The organism is Flavobacterium sp. JAS (genome assembly GCF_020991455.1).
In the GTDB taxonomy this organism is placed as follows: domain Bacteria; phylum Bacteroidota; class Bacteroidia; order Flavobacteriales; family Flavobacteriaceae; genus Flavobacterium.
This window is the reverse complement of sequence record NZ_JAJMOX010000014.1, coordinates 144,756-160,845: the sequence shown is the minus strand read 5'-3', so window position 1 is coordinate 160,845 and position 16,090 is coordinate 144,756. Positions and strand designations below refer to the sequence as shown.

Below are 16,090 nucleotides of genomic sequence, written 5' to 3'. Positions count from 1 at the left end.
AAACTTAAAGTAAAAGGTTTAGATTTTATACCAAGGAAGTCATACACAAGCGGAAATCTTTATTTATAAAGGTTTCCGCTTTTTAATTTTATTAGCCCTACTAAATATAAAATCGCCCCTTACCACTCATAATACCCCTCAAACAATAAACACCAAACCTATTATTTTTTCTTATTTTTAATCCCGAAAAAAAAATAATCATGAAATTGTACATCAACATAGAACATTTGACAAAAGAAATTGAATATCCGCAACGATATCAATCTCAAAATCTAATCAAAAGTTCGGTTATTGTATTTCTAATTATTCTTGCATTTCTTTTATTATTCAAACCATTTGGAGTTTATGATCCGGAACTCAGGATGCATTATTTACTCATTTGCTTTTTCCATGCCTTAACCCCAGCGCTGGTTCTACTAACTTATTTTGGAATATTGAATTTCAGAAAAGCTAAAAACCAAATTAAATGGACTTTACTCAAAGAATACATTCAAATTGGAATACTATTAGTTTTAATAGGCACATCGAGCTTTTTAATGCGTGATTTTCTTTATAACAACCCAAACAACTCGTCGTGGAACTATTTTCTTGAAGAAATTAGAAACTGCTTTGTTGCGGGAATATTTTTTTATTTTTTTCTAAGATTATCCAGCTTTTATTTTGAATCAAAAAAAGGATCCCCATTTGTTCTTCAGTTTATTCCGCTGGCAGTTGAACCAGAAAGAAAAATCCTGAAATCCAATATTTTTATTAATACACAGGTAAAGCAAGACAACTTCAACTTAAACATTGATCAATTACTTTTCGCAAAAGCGGACGGTAATTATATTGAGTTAACAAAATCAAATGGCAACCAAATCACCACAGAAGTAAAGAGAATTTCTTTAACACAATTTGAAACCCAAATAACAGATTACCCACACTTTTTTAGATGTCACAGAACCTATTTAGTAAACATGTTCAAGGTTGAAAAAGTATCCGGAAACTCCCAAGGCTACCTATTATCATTTAATGAAACCAACATAAAGATTCCTGTTTCCAGAAAACAAATCGACAGTTTCAACAACTATTACCAAGAGCTTCGCAGTAAATATATTGCCTAAGCTAGTTGTTCATCACAAAAGCTAGTTGCCAGTAACAAGCCTTGCCATCACTGCCTTTTACTGTTGTACGTTTGCCATCAATAACGCTAAACCAATTTATTATGTCAACTGCAACTGCGACCCAAAATCAGAGTTCTGATTCTCAAAACAAATTATTATACATAGACAACATTAAAGTTCTATTAACCATATTAGTGGTCCTTCATCACACTTTTATCGCTTATAGCACTTCTGAAGGCTGGTATTACACTGAACAAACTAAACTACTAGGAGCAAGAATTCCCATGACAATGTTTATAAGCATTAATCAGTCCTTTTTTATGGGCTATTTCTTTATGCTAGCCGCATACTTTACGGGTTCTTCTTACTCCAGAAAAGGAATCTCAAAATTTATCAAAGACCGTCTTATTAGATTAGGAACTCCAATACTATTCAACTCTTTTATTCTTTCACCCTTCATCTCTTATCTTGTTTACTATTTTGCCAAAGCGCAGCATATTAACTATCTTGATTATTTAAGAGGCTATGATAGTTGGATCGATTTAGGAGTTACATGGTTTCTGGCCGCATTGTTACTTTTCTCTCTAATTTATGCTGCAGCTAAAAAAATATTTAATACTAGCTTAGAAAAACCATTAACAGCACCAAATTCAAAAACAATCTTATTATTTGCAGTAGCACTAGGAATTATTAGTTTTCTAGTCAGAATTCTATTTCCAGTAGGATGGGTTCTTGAACCAATAGGTTTCCAGCCTGGGCATTTTTCGCAATATATTGCCCTATTTATTATTGGATTACTGGCGGCCAAAAACAATTGGTTTGAACAGCTTTCAGACAAAATAGGCAAACAACTCAAAAGATCAGCTTTACTATGTTTATTATTTTTCCCCGTATTCCTTATAATCAAATTTAAACTAAACAGTCCTTCATCTTGGTTTTCTGGAGGTTTTCACTGGCAGGCATTATTATATGCAGTCTGGGAACAATGGATTGGTATTTCTATACTAACAGTATTACTAATTAAAGGAAAAAGAAGCTGGAATACTTCCTCAAAACTTCTTATTAAATTATCACGTAGCAGTTTTGCCGTTTATATTTTTCATCCGTTAGTAATTGTCGCATTCACCTTAGCGGCAAGAAACTGGGCTGTTGATCCTGCAATAAAACTTCTTGTAGCAGCACCATTAATAGTTTTAGGTAGTTTTGTACTTGGTTCACTTATTCTATTAATCCCGGGAGTTAAGAAAATTATTTAGTGATATCGTTTTAATTCAATGAAGTTATAAGATCTAGTTTTCTTCTCTATTTTCCATCAAAACCCCAGTAAAATAAATTACGATTATTTCACAACAAAATTTCTCTTACAAAATAAAACTTTCTTAAATTCGTTTCCGAATTATTAACCTACTAACTAATCCCAAATTGGTTTATGAAAAAATTATTACCTCTATTATTTATTATGGTCAGCTGCTCTACATGGGCACAATCTGCAACGGCTTATTTTGACAAAGCCTTAAAAAAGGCCGAAGCCGGAAACACAAAAGGCGCTATTAGCGATTACACAAAAGCGATCAACATGAGCCCAAAATTTGTTGAGGCTTATCAAAATCGCGGTGTTGCAAAAGTAAAATTAAACGATCTAAAAGGTGCTCTAGCCGATTTCAACAAAACAATCGAACTGGACAACATGAATGCAGATGCTCTTACCGGCCGTGCCAACGTAAACTACAAATTGCTAAACTACAACCAAGCAATAGAAGACTGCACTTCTTCTTTGGGTTTAAACCCAAAAGATTATATCGCTTACAATTTAAGAGGCTTAGCGTATAACAAAATAGGAGACAAAAAGAATTCTTGTAAAGACTTTTCAAAAGCAATCGAGCTAGGAAGCCAAAGTGCCATAAAAAACAAAGCTACTTTTTGTAGATAATACAAAGTCACTTGAAACATCAATACAAAAACAGTCTGTAAATTTAATTTTTCAGACTGCTTTTTTCATTAAAAACAGCACTATAACTTCATATTAAAGATATCCTTACATTTGCGCTATAAACCAAACCATAATGGCACTTTTAAGAAAAATAAACCACAACGTCGAGACAGATAAAAATTCAGGATTTGGCAGCAATGCCGGCAGTTACGGAGGAAGATTTGTAAACAAAAATGGAACTCCGAATATCGAAAAAAGAGGCATGCATTTACTCAATCGCATTAGCTGGTATCACACCATGATCGACATGCCAAACTGGAAATTCATGCTCATCTTGTTTACCTTTTATATCGCAATCAACTTTATTTTTGCGATTATTTATTATGCAATAGGAATTGAGCACCTTAACGGAATTGCACAATCACAAAGTGTATTGACTCAATTTGGACAAGCTTATTTTTTTAGTGCACAAACTTTCACCACCGTTGGTTACGGCCATATTAGCCCAACCGGATTTATGACCAGCGCACTTTCTGCTGCCGAAGCTTTAATTGGCCTATTAAGCTTTGCCATTGCAACCGGTTTATTCTTTGGAAGATTTAGCAAACCAACAGCATTTTTAAAATTTTCACATCATGCTTTGATTTCTCCTTACGGAAAAGATAAAGGATTAATGATTCGGCTTGTTCCCTTTAAAAACACCAATTTTACAGATGCTACAGCCAAAATTACTTTAGGACTGAGCTTTGAAGAAAACGGAGAAAAAACAAACAAATTTTACAATCTGGAATTAGAATTAGATCGAATAAATGCCCTTTCATTAAGTTGGACATTAGTACATCCTATAACAGAAAAAAGTCCGTTGTATAATTTTACCGAAGAAGATTTTAAAAAGACACATGGTGAAATATTAGTTTTCATCACCACTTTTGATGACATGTTCAGCAATACTGTTGCCGCAAGAACCTCCTATACATTTAATGAAATAATATATGGAGCAAAATTCGAAACCATGTACAACAGAAGCAAAGATAACTCTAAAACGATCCTACATTTAGACAAACTTAACCAATATGAAAGGATAACCCTCTAATAATCTATCATTTTAATCAAGTTTTAAAGTTTTTATTCTATTTTTGTTTATCAAATGGTATTATAATGGTAAACAACATAAGAACGGTCTTCAGTATTAAAGATCTGGAAAACTTATCTGGAATAAAAGCACACACTATTCGCATCTGGGAGAAAAGATATAACATCTTAGAACCAATGCGAACAGATACTAATATCAGACTTTATAATTTACAAAATCTACAGAAGCTTTTAAATATCACATTACTACACGAATACGGTTATAAAATTTCTAAAATTGCCACGTATCCTGAAGAAAAAATTCCGCAATTAGTACGCGAAATCATTTCTAAGAAAAATTCTCAAAACTACGCCATCACGTCATTCAAAATGGCGATGATGAATTTTGACCAGGAATTATTCTTCAATACTTTTGATTGGTTGATTTCTGAAAAAAGCTTCAAAGAAGTTTTCAAAGATCATTTTCTTCCTTTATTAAAAGAACTGGGATTATTATGGCAATCTGAAACCATAACTCCAGCAAATGAACACTTTATGAGTCATTTGATTAAACAAAAAATATTAATTTACACCGAAAGCCTTCAAATACAAAAACCAACCAAAACAGATCGGATTTTTGTACTCTCTTTACCTTTAAACGAAATTCATAAAATAGGATTACTCTATCTTCAATATGAAATTTTATCTAAAGGCTACAAAGCCATATATTTAGGAGAAAGTATGCCAATCGAAAATCTACAGGATTTAACCCGACATTTTGAGAATATTACATTTGTATCTTTCATGACGGTTCAGCCAGATCGCAATGTGATCAATCAATATGTGAAATCGATGGGACAAAAATTACTACAGGAAAGCAATGAAATTTGGCTTATGGGCAACATGACCGAGCACATTGATCAGAAAAATTTACCCGAAAGAATCCGCATTTTCGATACCATGGACGAAACAATTAGCATGTTATAATATTTTGTTTAAAGTTTTTGTATATTTGTTAAACAAATGAAAAAAACTATAGCAATAATAGGGTCCGGCTTCTCAGCATTAGCTGCTTCGTGTTACTTGGCAAAACAAGGAAACATGATAACTATTTATGAAAAAAACGATACTATTGGCGGGCGGGCGAGACAATTCAAGAAAGACGGTTTTACCTTTGATATGGGACCTAGCTGGTATTGGATGCCCGATGTTTTCGAACGTTTCTTTCAGGATTTCGACAAAAAAACAGCCGATTATTACGAACTTATAAAGCTAGATCCAGCTTATCGGGTTTATTTTGGTGTTGACGACTTTATCAATATCTGTGATAATTTAGAAGCCATAAAAACCACTTTTGAAACTATTGAAAAAGGAAGCGGCAAAAAATTAGAAACTTTCATTAAACAAGCCAAAAGCAATTATGACATTGCTATTAAAGACTTAGTTTATCGTCCAGGAATTTCTCCACTTGAATTAATCACCCTTGAAACTACTTTAAAACTCTCCCAGTTTTTCAGCAATGTAAGCAATGATATTCGCAAGAAATTCAAAAACGAAAAACTAATTCAGATTCTCGAATTTCCAGTTTTGTTTTTAGGCTCCAAACCTTCTAAAACACCTTCCTTTTATAATTTTATGAATTATGCCGATTTTGGATTAGGAACATGGCATCCAAAAACTGGAATGTTTGATGTTGTTCGGGCAATCGAAAAACTAGCTTTAGAACTTGGCGTTACAATAAAAACCAATTCTCCAATAGAAAAAATAGTTGTTGAGCATAAAACTGCAACCGGAATTATTATTGACGGAAAACATATAAAAGCAGATATTGTTTTAAGCGGTGCTGATTATCATCATACCGAAACTTTATTAAACAATGAACATCGGGTCTATTCTGAGAAATATTGGGAAAGCCGTGTTTTTGCACCATCTTCCCTTCTATTTTTCATCGGATTTGATAAAAAAATAGAAAACATTTCGCATCATGCTTTATTTTTTGATGTCGATTTTAACCAGCATGCCATTGATATTTATGACAATCCTAAATGGCCTGAAGCACCTTTGTTTTACGCCAATTTTCCATCAAAGACAGACGCATCTGCAGCACCGGAAGGAATGGAGAGTGGATTTTTCCTGATTCCGTTAGCACCCGGAATAAAAGACACACAAGCACTTCGCGAAGAATATTTTGAAAAGATAATTGATCGTTTTGAAAAGCTTACACAGCAAAAAATTAAAAATAACATTATCTTTAAAAGATCATTTTGCAAGAACGATTTTGTCACTGATTACAACGCATACAAAGGAAATGCATACGGAATGGCCAATACATTATTACAAACCGCTTTTTTAAGACCAAAGCTAAAGAGCAAAAAAGTCAGGAATTTATATTTTACAGGACAATTAACCGTTCCTGGACCAGGAGTTCCGCCAGCCTTAATATCAGGAAAACTAGTAGCTGAGTTAATTCAAAAATCTTTTAGATCCTAAAAAATGAAATCACTATTCGACACCGTTTCTTTCAAATGCAGTAAATTAGTTACTCAAAGCTACAGCACTTCATTTTCGTTAGCAGTCAAAATGTTGTCACCAAACATTCGTGAAGCGATTTACAGCATCTACGGATTCGTACGTTTTGCTGACGAAATTGTCGATTCTTTTCAAGATTATGACAAAGAAAACCTCATCAATGATTTCGAAAAAGAATATTACAAAGCCATTAAAGCTGGCATTAGTTTAAACCCAATTCTAAACTCGTTTCAACACACTGTAAAACAATACGACATTACAGACGATCTTGTTCAGGCATTTTTAAAAAGCATGAAACTCGATCTTATCAAATCAAATTACAATACACAAACCGAATACGAAGATTATATTTATGGCTCTGCCGATGTTGTGGGTTTAATGTGCCTTAAAGTTTTCGTAAAAGGAAACAATCAAAAGTATGAGCAGCTAAAAAACGAAGCAATGCGACTAGGATCAGCTTTTCAAAAAGTAAATTTCCTGAGAGATCTAAAAGATGATAATTTGGTTTTGAACCGAAATTATTTCCCAGGCGTTAATCTAAATTCTTTTGATGAAAATACTAAAACAGCCATCATTAATGAAATTGAGGAAGATTTCAGAATCGCTTATCAAGGAATTGTAAAACTCCCTATAGAAGCAAAATTTGGCGTTTATACTGCTTTTATCTATTATAAAAAGCTATTGACAAAACTCAAAAACACACCTTATTACGAAATTGGAAGTTCAAGAATCAGAGTTTCAAATTATACTAAAGCTGGGCTTTTGGCACAATCTTTTGTAACTTACAAACTAAAACTGGTTTAATAATTTCTCCTCGGTTTTTATCATTTCGACAGAGGAGAAATAACAAACCCGAACAATAACTTTAATATTTCAAAATATACAAAATGATTTCTTTTCTAATCTTTTTAAGTGTTTTTCTCTTCATGGAATGTGTTACCTGGCTCACGCACAAGTATATCATGCATGGATTAATGTGGTATTTTCACGCAGATCATCACAAACCCAAATACGAACACACATTTGAGCGCAACGACATTTTCTTTGTCATTTTTGCAACTCCAAGTATAATTCTTTTTTATTTTGGCGTTGAGGGCAGATTCAACTATTTGTTTTTCATTGCCTGTGGCATAACTTTTTATGGTTTGTGTTACTTTTTAATTCACGATGTATTGATTCACCAGCGTTTTAAATGGTTCAAAAACACTAAAAATAAATACCTGATTGGTTTACGAAAAGCACATAAAATACACCACAAGCATTTAGGAAAGGAAGATGGAGAATGTTTCGGAATGTTATTCGTCCCTTTTAAATATTATAAAATATAAATAATTTGGGCATTTTCGCCGTGGCGAACAGGTTTTACGTTCCCGTTTATTTGTATCAGGCAAAAGACAAAACAAAGAATTTCCAACAATGACAAAACAAAAAGTTACTTTTTTCTGGTTCCGACGTGATTTACGTTTAGATGATAATACTGCATTATTTCAAGCTTTGCAATCTGATTATCCAGTAATTCCGCTTTTTATTTTTGATGAAGATATTCTGGAAAATCTTCCAAAAAATGATGCACGAGTGACTTTTATCTACGATTCACTAGAGAAAGTAAACCAAGAACTTCGTGCAACTAATTCATCAATTTTAATCAAAAAAGGAAAAACTTTAGATGTTTGGAAATTACTTTTCGAAGAATTCGATATTCAACAAATCTTCTTAAATAAAGATTATGAACCATTCGCGATTAAGCGTGACGCAGCGATTCAGGAATTAGCAAAGCAAAACAATATTGAAGTCTTTTCGTTTAAAGATCACGTCATTTTTGAAGAAAAAGAAATCACAAAATCAGACGGACTTCCCTACACTATTTATACACCCTATAAAAATAAATGGCTCGAGAAATATCATCTTATGGGACAAGTTCCGGAATATGACACCAAACCATTATTAAAGAACTTTATCAAGCAGCAATTCCCATTTCCTGATTTATCAGAAATTGGTTTTGAAAGAAGTGCCATAAAAGTACTTCCGCATAATTTAACTCAAATTGCCAATTATAAAGAAACACGAGATTTTCCGGCTTTAGACAGCACCTCCTATCTTTCGCCACATTTACGTTTCGGAACCGTTAGTATTCGGAAATTAGTGAATTGGGCAAATACCAAAAACCAAACCTTTTTGAGTGAATTAATCTGGCGAGAGTTTTTTATTCAGATACTATTTAGTTTTCCAAAAGTGGTGAATCACAACTTCAAATCGGCTTATGATGGCATTCAATGGCGTAATAACGAAGACGATTTTAAACGCTGGTGCTCCGGAACTACAGGTTATCCAATGGTTGATGCCGGAATGCGCCAACTGAATGAAACGGGTTATATGCACAATCGTGTTCGCATGGTTGTGGCAAGTTTTTTATGCAAACATTTGTTGATTAACTGGCAATGGGGCGAAGCTTATTTTGCCGAAAAATTATTGGATTTCGAATTGGCTTCAAATGTTGGAAACTGGCAATGGGCCGCTGGAACAGGTTGTGATGCTGCACCGTATTTTAGAGTTTTTAATCCTGAGATTCAACAAAAGAAATTTGACGAGAAAGGAATCTACATCCGTAAATGGATTCCTGAGTTTGATTTAGGTTATAACGAACCAATGATTGATCATGCTTTTGCAAGAGATCGTGCGATTGAGACTTATAAGGCGGGAATTTTAAAATAGTTTTATTTTGTTTCAAGTTTCAGGTTGCATAACCTGAAACTTGAAACAACTCTAATACTTCAAATAATTCTCTACTTTAATTTTAGCTTTTAAATCAAACATCAAATTATACAAGCCAAAGAAGGTTCTATTCATATAAATGAAGTGTTTAGAACCACGATTTCCGTTCATTTTTTTGAGATTGGTATCGTTAGAAAAACGCTCTCCTAATTTGGCAATGCTTTCAAAGAAAGTTTCATCTGCAAAATCGAAAGTTTCGCCTTGAAAAGGTTTCGTGAAAAGTGATAATAAATCATGAAACATCTCCGTAAAATATTCAATTTCAGAAGGCGAATCGTCCGGACGAAGAATCTCTAATTCGAACAATTTTTGATTGAAAAGTGTTTGATCTGTGATGACATTTTTATTGATCAATTCGAAATAGGGCTCATAAAACTCAGCTGGAATTTGTTTCATACAACCAAAATCCAAAGCAATCAAACGGTTTTGATCGTCTACCAGAAAGTTTCCGGGATGTGGATCTGCGTGCACTTTTCTCAAAACATGAATTTGATACATATAAAAATCCCAAAGCGCCTGACCAAGTTTATCGCCCACTTCACGATCTGTGCTTTTAGCTGTAAACTCCGAAAGATGAATTCCGGTCATCCAATCCATCGTGATTATTTTCTCTGATGAAAACTCCGGATAATAATTCGGGAACACTATGTTTTCTATTTTACTGCAAGCTGCAACGACTTCCTGACTTTGTTGAAGTTCGAGTAAATAATTAGTTTCTTCGATAAGTTTATCTTCTACTTCTTTAAAATATTTATCCGAGTCTTTTCCCTGAAGATTAAACATTCTAATTGCGATAGGTTTTACCAAAGCCAAATCTGACGAAATACTGTTGGCAACTCCCGGATATTGGATTTTTACGGCTAGTTTTTTGCCGTTTTTAGTTGCCAAATGCACCTGACCAATACTAGCTGCATTTACAGAATTGGCATTGAATTCGTCAAATATTTCATAAGGTGTTTTACCAAAATTGGTTTTGAAGGTTTTTAGAACCAATGGTGCCGAAAGTGGCGGAACTGAGAATTGTGATAAAGAAAATTTCTCAACATAAGCCTGAGGCAAGAAGTTCTTGTCCATACTTAGCATTTGAGCCACTTTTAGCGCGCTTCCTTTTAGACTCTTTAAACCATCGTAAATATCTTCGGCATTATTTTCATTTAGTTTATCACGGGTCAAATCTGAATTTACCATTTTTTCGGCATAATGCTTTATGTAGTTTACGCCTACTTTTGCACCGGTTTGCACCAATTTACTGGCTCTTTCTATTTTTGACGTTGGTATATAATCGATCGTTTTCATTGTTTGCTGTATATTTTTTCTTTAAACAGGAATTTTCCAAAATCTAAAAGATGATTCATTGGCGCAACATTCATTAATTCGAATGAGGCATTTACTGATTTTTCGATAAAAATATCGGTTTTTTCAAAAGCCGCTGATTCATCGTGCATCCAGAATTTTATGGTCATCATCAATTGCAGCCAAGCTGATTCCTGAATGGCTTTTTCTTGAAATTTTTGAAGTTTTTCTTGTTCAAGTCTATAATCATCCGTCAGGATTTCAGAAACATATTCTTTAAATCCTTCACGAAGCGAGGTTAATTGCACTAAATTTCTAATTGGATTTTTATCAATTTTTAATGCCTGAAGAACATAACTTCTATTGGCTGTCAGAATCTCAAAGAAGGTAAAATAAAAGCTCAGCATTTTGTTCTTCATATCGTATTCCTGATAATCTGCATTTTTATGCAACAAATCGATTGTATTGACTAAAAAGAGTCTGAAAATCTCTTTTTCTAAACCTTCTAAGGTTCCAAAAAACACATAAAATTCGGCCTCTGTAAAATCATTTTCTTTTGCAAAATGATAAACCGACTTTGGTTTTTGCCCTTTTTCTAAAACCTCATCCATATATTTTGAAACAATATCATCTCTTGTAATTGTCTTATTTTTAGTTGCCATTTCATTAAAATTTAGAATTTGCCTTAAAGGTAAGCAATGTTTAAGTACCTTTACTTTGCCTTAAACATAATGCACTGTTAAATATATTATAAACTATTATGGCGAAAAATGTTTTAATAACCGGAGGCACTGGTTTTATAGGAAAACATCTAACTGACACACTCTTAGATAATGGTTTTACAGTATCTATTTTGAGCCGGTCTGCCAGAGAAAACACCTCTTTGATCACTTATTACAAATGGAATTTAAAGACTGATTATATCAACGAGGAAGCCATTTTGCAAGCTGACTATATTATTCATTTAGCAGGAGAAGGTATCGTTGAAAAAAAATGGACTAAAAGTCGCAAAAAAGTTATTCTGGAAAGCCGCCTAAAACCAATCGACTTAATCTTCTCTATTTTAAAGAAAAACAATAAAACATTAGATGGTTTTATTTCTTCTTCGGCCGTTGGGATTTATGGCGCTATTACCAGTCCGGAAATTTGTACCGAAGCTACCACTCCGGCAAATGATTTTTTGGGAGTTACTTGCCAGGAATGGGAACAAACGGTAGATAAAATTAGTTCTTTAGGTATTAGAACGGTTAAAATTAGAACTGGAATTGTATTAGGAAAAAACGAAGGTTTTTTAAAAAAAATGAGCCCCAATTTTAAAGCTGGTTTTGGTATGATTCTAGGTACAGGAAAACAATATCTTCCCTGGATTCATATTCAGGATTTATGTCAGATTTACTTGAAAGCATTAACAGATCCAGAAATGCACGGAGCTTATAATGCCTGCGTAACCGACAATACAACAAACCAAACGTTTTCAAAAACACTGGCTAATTTGTACGGATATAAAATCTGGCTCCCAAAAATCCCTTCGTTCCTACTTAAAATTGTTTTAGGCGAAATGAGCGAGGCAGTCTTAAAAGGTCAACGAGTTTCTTCTGAAAAAATTCAAAAAACAGGTTTTCAATTTCAATTTACCAATTTAGAACAAGTGCTTTTAAATTGTTTGGATTAAACTTTATTTTAAAGTCAGATACATAGACTCGTTTGTTCTCACAATCCCAATTAATTCTGTATTGACTGTTTGAGAAACTTTAGCAGCTATTCTGTTTGGAATTTGAATATTGAAATCAGACATCGAAATGGGAAAATCGGATATAATTTGAATTCCGTCACCAACTTTTTTGATTAAAGCACTTACAATGACTTCCTTAGTTTTTCCGTGCATTATAAGCTTTCCTTTTACTTGATATTCTTTTTCAACTTCTGATACATCCTTTAAATCAAATTTTTGAATTTTGCCTTTAAAAACAGCTTTAGGATATCGATGGCTTTCCAAATAATTTTCATTAAAATGTTCCTGCATCAGGTCTAATTTAAAACGAAAATCTTTGATAATAACGGTACAAACAAATGTACTTGTTCTAGGTTCTAAAAGGATTGCAACCTGTCTGTTTACGGCTTTTACTTCTTCAAAAAACGGAACTGATGCTTCAAAGTTTACTGTTCCTGTGTTAGTAAAGAATTTTTCCTGCGCAATAACGGAATAAGCGGTAAATAGCAAAATAAGTAAAGTAGTTTTTTTCATAATCGTCAATAATTAAACAATTATGTCATTCGTATTTTTTTATTTTAAGAAGAGAAAAAAACTGGACTTAATATAACATTTAAAAAAAATAGAATGGCAGTACTCCGTGAAAAACAGTAACCCAATCATTATACTTAAAGTTACGAAATTTTAAGGAATATGGTTTCCTTTTAATCCTAAATGTTTGTGAAATGTTTTATGGGGTGAAATGTCATTTGTGAAATGAAAAATGACTTTACAAGTTGTTGTTTTGTAATGCTAAATATTGTCCGTTTGGGACAAAATATTTCAAGCTATTATCCTTGCACTTCTGTACATATCTCAATTAAAAAACCATCTAGATCCCGAACATAAGCTACAATTTGTCCCCATGGTTTTTGTTTTGGTTCTGTTACTAAGATTGCACCAAAAGAAATTGCCTTTTTCACCAACTCTTCAACATTGTCAGTTATAAAACCAATTTCTATTGCAAAAGGCTTCTCTTCGATTTTACTTTCCAGGAAACCTTCTTTTAAATTTTGCTTTGCTAATGTTTTTGAGGCAAACGAAATGGTTGTTTCTCCGGTACTTAATTCTCCGTAATCGTTTCCAGGTGCGATAAATTTTCTCGAAAAACCAAATGCATTTTCATAAAACACAATAGATTTTTCGACATCTTCTACATATAGAATTGTATATCCAAACTTTACCATTTCTCTTTTATTTAATAGATTACTCTAACTAATTTCCAGCAATACATTGTATTTGTCTAAACTTGCTAAATCTTCGATAGAATTAACGTTAGCAATTTTTTCATGATCCTCTACTTCTTTTCTAACTTCAATATGCTTAATTGCTTTTCTAAAACGTCTAACCTCTTCCAGATTCGATAAAATTAATCCGGGAACCTGTACGCTTTTCCCTTCCTTATCTTTAGCAACCATTGTAAAATAAGAAGAGTTACAATGTTTAATCGCTCCGGTTTGAATATTCTCGGCTTCTACACGAATACCTACGACCATCGAACTTCTTCCCACATAATTTACAGAAGCTTTCATGGTAACCAGTTCTCCAACTTCAATAGGTTTTAAAAAATTCACCGTATCAACCGAAGCCGTAACGCAATAATTACCACTAAATTTTGAGGCCGAAGCAAAAGCAATCTGATCTAACAATTGTAAAATATATCCTCCGTGAATTTTACCACTAAAGTTAGTGTGCGACGGTAACATTAATTCTGAAATACTAATTTTTGATGAGGAAACGGGTTTAAAATCTGCGGCCATAATTGTTTATTTATATTTAAATGGGGAAGTTTCTTTTCGAACTGCGGTGATGAAAAAACGAGAATCTCCCCACCAGCTAAATGTTTTATATCTTTCAACATAAGTCAATTTTACGTATTGACCTTCTAATTCATTCAATTGATCTATTACTTTTTGATCACTGTCTAATACTGAAAATCTAAATATTTGCGAACTAGAAACGCCTTGGCTTAACTCTCCTTCCCAGGTTTTCATTATTACACCTTTATGACTCATTCTAATCAATTCGCCTGAGCGATAACCTTCACTATAAGGTACAAAATAGATAAAGGCAAAATAAATGGTAAAAATAAGAACACAAAGTGCAGCAATTATTAATAAAATTCTTTTCATAGGATCTTAGTTTAAAGATTGATTTTCATCTGAATTTGAAGCTCTGGCAATAATATTTTCAGGAAGTGCTTTTTTAGCCTTTGCTCCCATTTTCTTTAATTTTTCGACACTCGAAATCAGATTTCCTCTACCATCAACTAGTTTGTTCATGGCATTTTCGTATTCCGTTTTAGTATCTTTTATTTTAGTTCCAATTCTTAATAAATCACTCACAAAGCCTTCAAATTTATCATACAATGCTCCGGCTTGTCGAGCAATTTCAAAAGCGTTTTCCTGTTGTTTTTGATTCGTCCACATACTATCAATCGTCCTTAAAGTTGCCAATAAAGTTGTTGGTGTAACGATTACAATATTTCGATCAAATGCTTTATTATATAAGGTAGAATCTTCGTTTAAAGCTATGGCAAATGCGGGTTCTATTGGAATAAAAAGCAAAACAAAATCCGGACTTTCTATTTGGTATAAATCATGATAATTTTTACTTCCTAGTTGTTCAACATGCCTTTTAATTGAACTTACATGTTCTTTTAGAAAATCTGCTTTGAGAATTTCTGATTCTTCATTAATCCATTTTTCATAAGCAACCAGAGAAACCTTAGAATCGACAATCATCTTTTTGCCATCCGGTAAATTAATTACAACATCCGGCAATACTCTGTTTCCTTCGTTATTGGTAAAACTTTGCTGAACTTCATACTCTCTGCCTTTTTCTAAACCTGATTTTTCCAGAACACGCTCCAGAACCAATTCGCCCCAATTGCCCTGCATTTTACTATCACCTTTCAAAGCTTTGGTAAGGTTTAAGGTTTCTTTGCTCATTTGCGCATTCATTTCGCTTAACCCAACAATCTGCTGACGTAAAGCGGCGTGATAATCGATACTTTCTTTATGAGTTTGCTCGACTTTTTTCTCAAAACCCTGAATTTTATCCTGCAATGGCAGCAAGATACTTTTCATATTTTCACTATTTTGTTCGGTAAATTTAGCCGACTTTTCTTCGAGAATTTTATTGGCTAAGTTTTCAAACTCTTTGGTGAATTTCTCCTGAAGTTCTGTGATTTCATTTTTCTGCTCTTTATGACGTTCCCATAAATTTTCGAAATCAACTTCTTTTTTTGAAAGCTGAATTGCTAAACTGTCTTTTTCTGTCCGAATATTTTCTTTCTCTGAATTCGTTAATTGAAACTGCTTCTGAAAGTTATTTCTTTCGTTCTCAAATTGCTCTTTTTGTAACTGCAGCTGATTTGTATTTGCGTTTAATCGCTCTTCTAAACTCACTCTTTCTGATTGCGCTCTGGCAGAAAACAACAATTTCCCTAAGTAAATTCCAAGAAATAATGCAATAACAAAGGCCAGTAAAAGTGGAAGAAAATCAAACATACTTAAGTTTATTTTTAAAGTAAAAGTAAGCAATAATACGTAGTACTTAATTTTTAAAATTAAATTTTTACAAATTAGTACTGATTCTAAATCACTTAAACTTTGAAAAAAAATCAAATAAAAAAATACT

The 16,090-nt window shown here is 33.1% G+C and carries 17 protein-coding genes; 10 read left to right on the top strand and 7 right to left on the bottom strand.

Going from position 1 to position 16,090, the window contains the following annotated elements; translation table 11 throughout:
• The first annotated feature begins 200 nt into the window (after positions 1 to 200).
• From LPB88_RS20715 to LPB88_RS20675, 9 genes are all read left to right on the top strand, one after another.
• Positions 201 to 1,103, top strand: a complete 903-nt coding sequence (locus tag LPB88_RS20715; protein WP_230717570.1) for a LytTR family DNA-binding domain-containing protein — start codon at positions 201 to 203, stop codon at positions 1,101 to 1,103.
• A gap of 101 nt (positions 1,104 to 1,204) precedes the next feature.
• Positions 1,205 to 2,359 carry an acyltransferase gene (locus tag LPB88_RS20710; RefSeq protein ID WP_230717569.1) on the top strand — a complete coding sequence of 385 codons (1,155 nt, stop codon included), beginning with the start codon at positions 1,205 to 1,207 and terminating at the stop codon, positions 2,357 to 2,359.
• Between the two features lie 173 nt (positions 2,360 to 2,532).
• Positions 2,533 to 3,033, top strand: a complete 501-nt coding sequence (locus LPB88_RS20705; protein WP_230717568.1) for a tetratricopeptide repeat protein — start codon at positions 2,533 to 2,535, stop codon at positions 3,031 to 3,033.
• A 133-nt stretch (positions 3,034 to 3,166) separates the two neighbouring features.
• A complete protein-coding gene (locus LPB88_RS20700) occupies positions 3,167 to 4,126 on the top strand; it encodes an ion channel (protein ID WP_230717567.1) in 960 nt (319 codons plus the stop codon).
• 65 nt (positions 4,127 to 4,191) lie between these two features.
• Positions 4,192 to 5,091 carry a MerR family transcriptional regulator gene (locus tag LPB88_RS20695; RefSeq protein WP_230717566.1) on the top strand — a complete coding sequence of 300 codons (900 nt, stop codon included), beginning with the start codon at positions 4,192 to 4,194 and terminating at the stop codon, positions 5,089 to 5,091.
• Between the two features lie 36 nt (positions 5,092 to 5,127).
• Positions 5,128 to 6,594: an NAD(P)/FAD-dependent oxidoreductase gene (locus LPB88_RS20690; protein ID WP_230717565.1), complete on the top strand. Its 1,467-nt coding sequence runs from the start codon at positions 5,128 to 5,130 to the stop codon at positions 6,592 to 6,594.
• A 3-nt stretch (positions 6,595 to 6,597) separates the two neighbouring features.
• On the top strand, positions 6,598 to 7,437 hold the full coding sequence (locus tag LPB88_RS20685; protein WP_230717564.1) for a phytoene/squalene synthase family protein: 840 nt from the start codon (positions 6,598 to 6,600) through the stop codon (positions 7,435 to 7,437).
• A gap of 83 nt (positions 7,438 to 7,520) precedes the next feature.
• A complete protein-coding gene (locus LPB88_RS20680; protein WP_230717563.1) occupies positions 7,521 to 7,961 on the top strand; it encodes a sterol desaturase family protein in 441 nt (146 codons plus the stop codon).
• Positions 7,962 to 8,049: 88 nt separating this feature from the next.
• Complete coding sequence (locus LPB88_RS20675; protein ID WP_230717562.1) at positions 8,050 to 9,345, top strand: deoxyribodipyrimidine photo-lyase; 1,296 nt, start codon at positions 8,050 to 8,052, stop codon at positions 9,343 to 9,345.
• A gap of 51 nt (positions 9,346 to 9,396) precedes the next feature.
• Here LPB88_RS20675 and LPB88_RS20670 read toward each other — a convergent pair whose 3' ends face one another.
• Both LPB88_RS20670 and LPB88_RS20665 read right to left on the bottom strand, forming a co-directional pair.
• Positions 9,397 to 10,701: an AarF/ABC1/UbiB kinase family protein gene (locus tag LPB88_RS20670; RefSeq protein ID WP_230717561.1), complete on the bottom strand. Its 1,305-nt coding sequence runs from the start codon at positions 10,699 to 10,701 to the stop codon at positions 9,397 to 9,399.
• A complete protein-coding gene (locus tag LPB88_RS20665) occupies positions 10,698 to 11,360 on the bottom strand; it encodes a TetR family transcriptional regulator C-terminal domain-containing protein (RefSeq protein ID WP_230717560.1) in 663 nt (220 codons plus the stop codon). Before LPB88_RS20665 ends, LPB88_RS20670 begins: the two co-directional genes overlap by 4 nt.
• A 98-nt stretch (positions 11,361 to 11,458) precedes the next feature.
• Between LPB88_RS20665 and LPB88_RS20660 the strand changes: the two genes are divergently transcribed.
• On the top strand, positions 11,459 to 12,370 hold the full coding sequence (locus LPB88_RS20660; RefSeq protein WP_230717559.1) for a TIGR01777 family oxidoreductase: 912 nt from the start codon (positions 11,459 to 11,461) through the stop codon (positions 12,368 to 12,370).
• Positions 12,371 to 12,373: 3 nt separating this feature from the next.
• On the opposite strand, the gene LPB88_RS20655 is transcribed toward LPB88_RS20660, so the two are convergent.
• The 5 genes from LPB88_RS20655 to rmuC form a co-directional block, all read right to left on the bottom strand.
• Positions 12,374 to 12,943, bottom strand: coding sequence for a YceI family protein (locus LPB88_RS20655; RefSeq protein ID WP_230717558.1), 570 nt, complete (start codon positions 12,941 to 12,943; stop codon positions 12,374 to 12,376).
• Between the two features lie 296 nt (positions 12,944 to 13,239).
• Positions 13,240 to 13,635, bottom strand: coding sequence for a VOC family protein (locus tag LPB88_RS20650; protein ID WP_230717557.1), 396 nt, complete (start codon positions 13,633 to 13,635; stop codon positions 13,240 to 13,242).
• 24 nt (positions 13,636 to 13,659) lie between these two features.
• A complete protein-coding gene (locus LPB88_RS20645) occupies positions 13,660 to 14,208 on the bottom strand; it encodes an acyl-CoA thioesterase (RefSeq protein ID WP_230717556.1) in 549 nt (182 codons plus the stop codon).
• A 6-nt stretch (positions 14,209 to 14,214) separates the two neighbouring features.
• A complete protein-coding gene (locus LPB88_RS20640; RefSeq protein ID WP_230717555.1) occupies positions 14,215 to 14,580 on the bottom strand; it encodes a 6-phosphogluconate dehydrogenase in 366 nt (121 codons plus the stop codon).
• A 6-nt stretch (positions 14,581 to 14,586) separates the two neighbouring features.
• A complete protein-coding gene (rmuC, locus tag LPB88_RS20635; protein ID WP_230717554.1) occupies positions 14,587 to 15,960 on the bottom strand; it encodes a DNA recombination protein RmuC in 1,374 nt (457 codons plus the stop codon).
• Between the last annotated feature and the right edge of the window lie 130 nt (positions 15,961 to 16,090).

What these genes read in the sequence shown, in the direction of transcription:
- LPB88_RS20695 (WP_230717566.1), top strand. Translation starts at nt 4,192, where the DNA reads ATGGTAAACAACATAAGAACGGTCTTCAGTATTAAAGATCTGGAAAAC.
- LPB88_RS20650 (WP_230717557.1), bottom strand. Translation starts at nt 13,635, where the DNA reads ATGGTAAAGTTTGGATATACAATTCTATATGTAGAAGATGTCGAAAAA.
- LPB88_RS20660 (WP_230717559.1), top strand. Translation starts at nt 11,459, where the DNA reads ATGGCGAAAAATGTTTTAATAACCGGAGGCACTGGTTTTATAGGAAAA.
- LPB88_RS20690 (WP_230717565.1), top strand. Translation starts at nt 5,128, where the DNA reads ATGAAAAAAACTATAGCAATAATAGGGTCCGGCTTCTCAGCATTAGCT.
- LPB88_RS20705 (WP_230717568.1), top strand. Translation starts at nt 2,533, where the DNA reads ATGAAAAAATTATTACCTCTATTATTTATTATGGTCAGCTGCTCTACA.
- LPB88_RS20665 (WP_230717560.1), bottom strand. Translation starts at nt 11,360, where the DNA reads ATGGCAACTAAAAATAAGACAATTACAAGAGATGATATTGTTTCAAAA.
- LPB88_RS20675 (WP_230717562.1), top strand. Translation starts at nt 8,050, where the DNA reads ATGACAAAACAAAAAGTTACTTTTTTCTGGTTCCGACGTGATTTACGT.
- LPB88_RS20715 (WP_230717570.1), top strand. Translation starts at nt 201, where the DNA reads ATGAAATTGTACATCAACATAGAACATTTGACAAAAGAAATTGAATAT.
- LPB88_RS20710 (WP_230717569.1), top strand. Translation starts at nt 1,205, where the DNA reads ATGTCAACTGCAACTGCGACCCAAAATCAGAGTTCTGATTCTCAAAAC.
- LPB88_RS20640 (WP_230717555.1), bottom strand. Translation starts at nt 14,580, where the DNA reads ATGAAAAGAATTTTATTAATAATTGCTGCACTTTGTGTTCTTATTTTT.
- LPB88_RS20680 (WP_230717563.1), top strand. Translation starts at nt 7,521, where the DNA reads ATGATTTCTTTTCTAATCTTTTTAAGTGTTTTTCTCTTCATGGAATGT.
- LPB88_RS20700 (WP_230717567.1), top strand. Translation starts at nt 3,167, where the DNA reads ATGGCACTTTTAAGAAAAATAAACCACAACGTCGAGACAGATAAAAAT.
- LPB88_RS20655 (WP_230717558.1), bottom strand. Translation starts at nt 12,943, where the DNA reads ATGAAAAAAACTACTTTACTTATTTTGCTATTTACCGCTTATTCCGTT.
- LPB88_RS20670 (WP_230717561.1), bottom strand. Translation starts at nt 10,701, where the DNA reads ATGAAAACGATCGATTATATACCAACGTCAAAAATAGAAAGAGCCAGT.
- LPB88_RS20685 (WP_230717564.1), top strand. Translation starts at nt 6,598, where the DNA reads ATGAAATCACTATTCGACACCGTTTCTTTCAAATGCAGTAAATTAGTT.
- LPB88_RS20645 (WP_230717556.1), bottom strand. Translation starts at nt 14,208, where the DNA reads ATGGCCGCAGATTTTAAACCCGTTTCCTCATCAAAAATTAGTATTTCA.
- rmuC (WP_230717554.1), bottom strand. Translation starts at nt 15,960, where the DNA reads ATGTTTGATTTTCTTCCACTTTTACTGGCCTTTGTTATTGCATTATTT.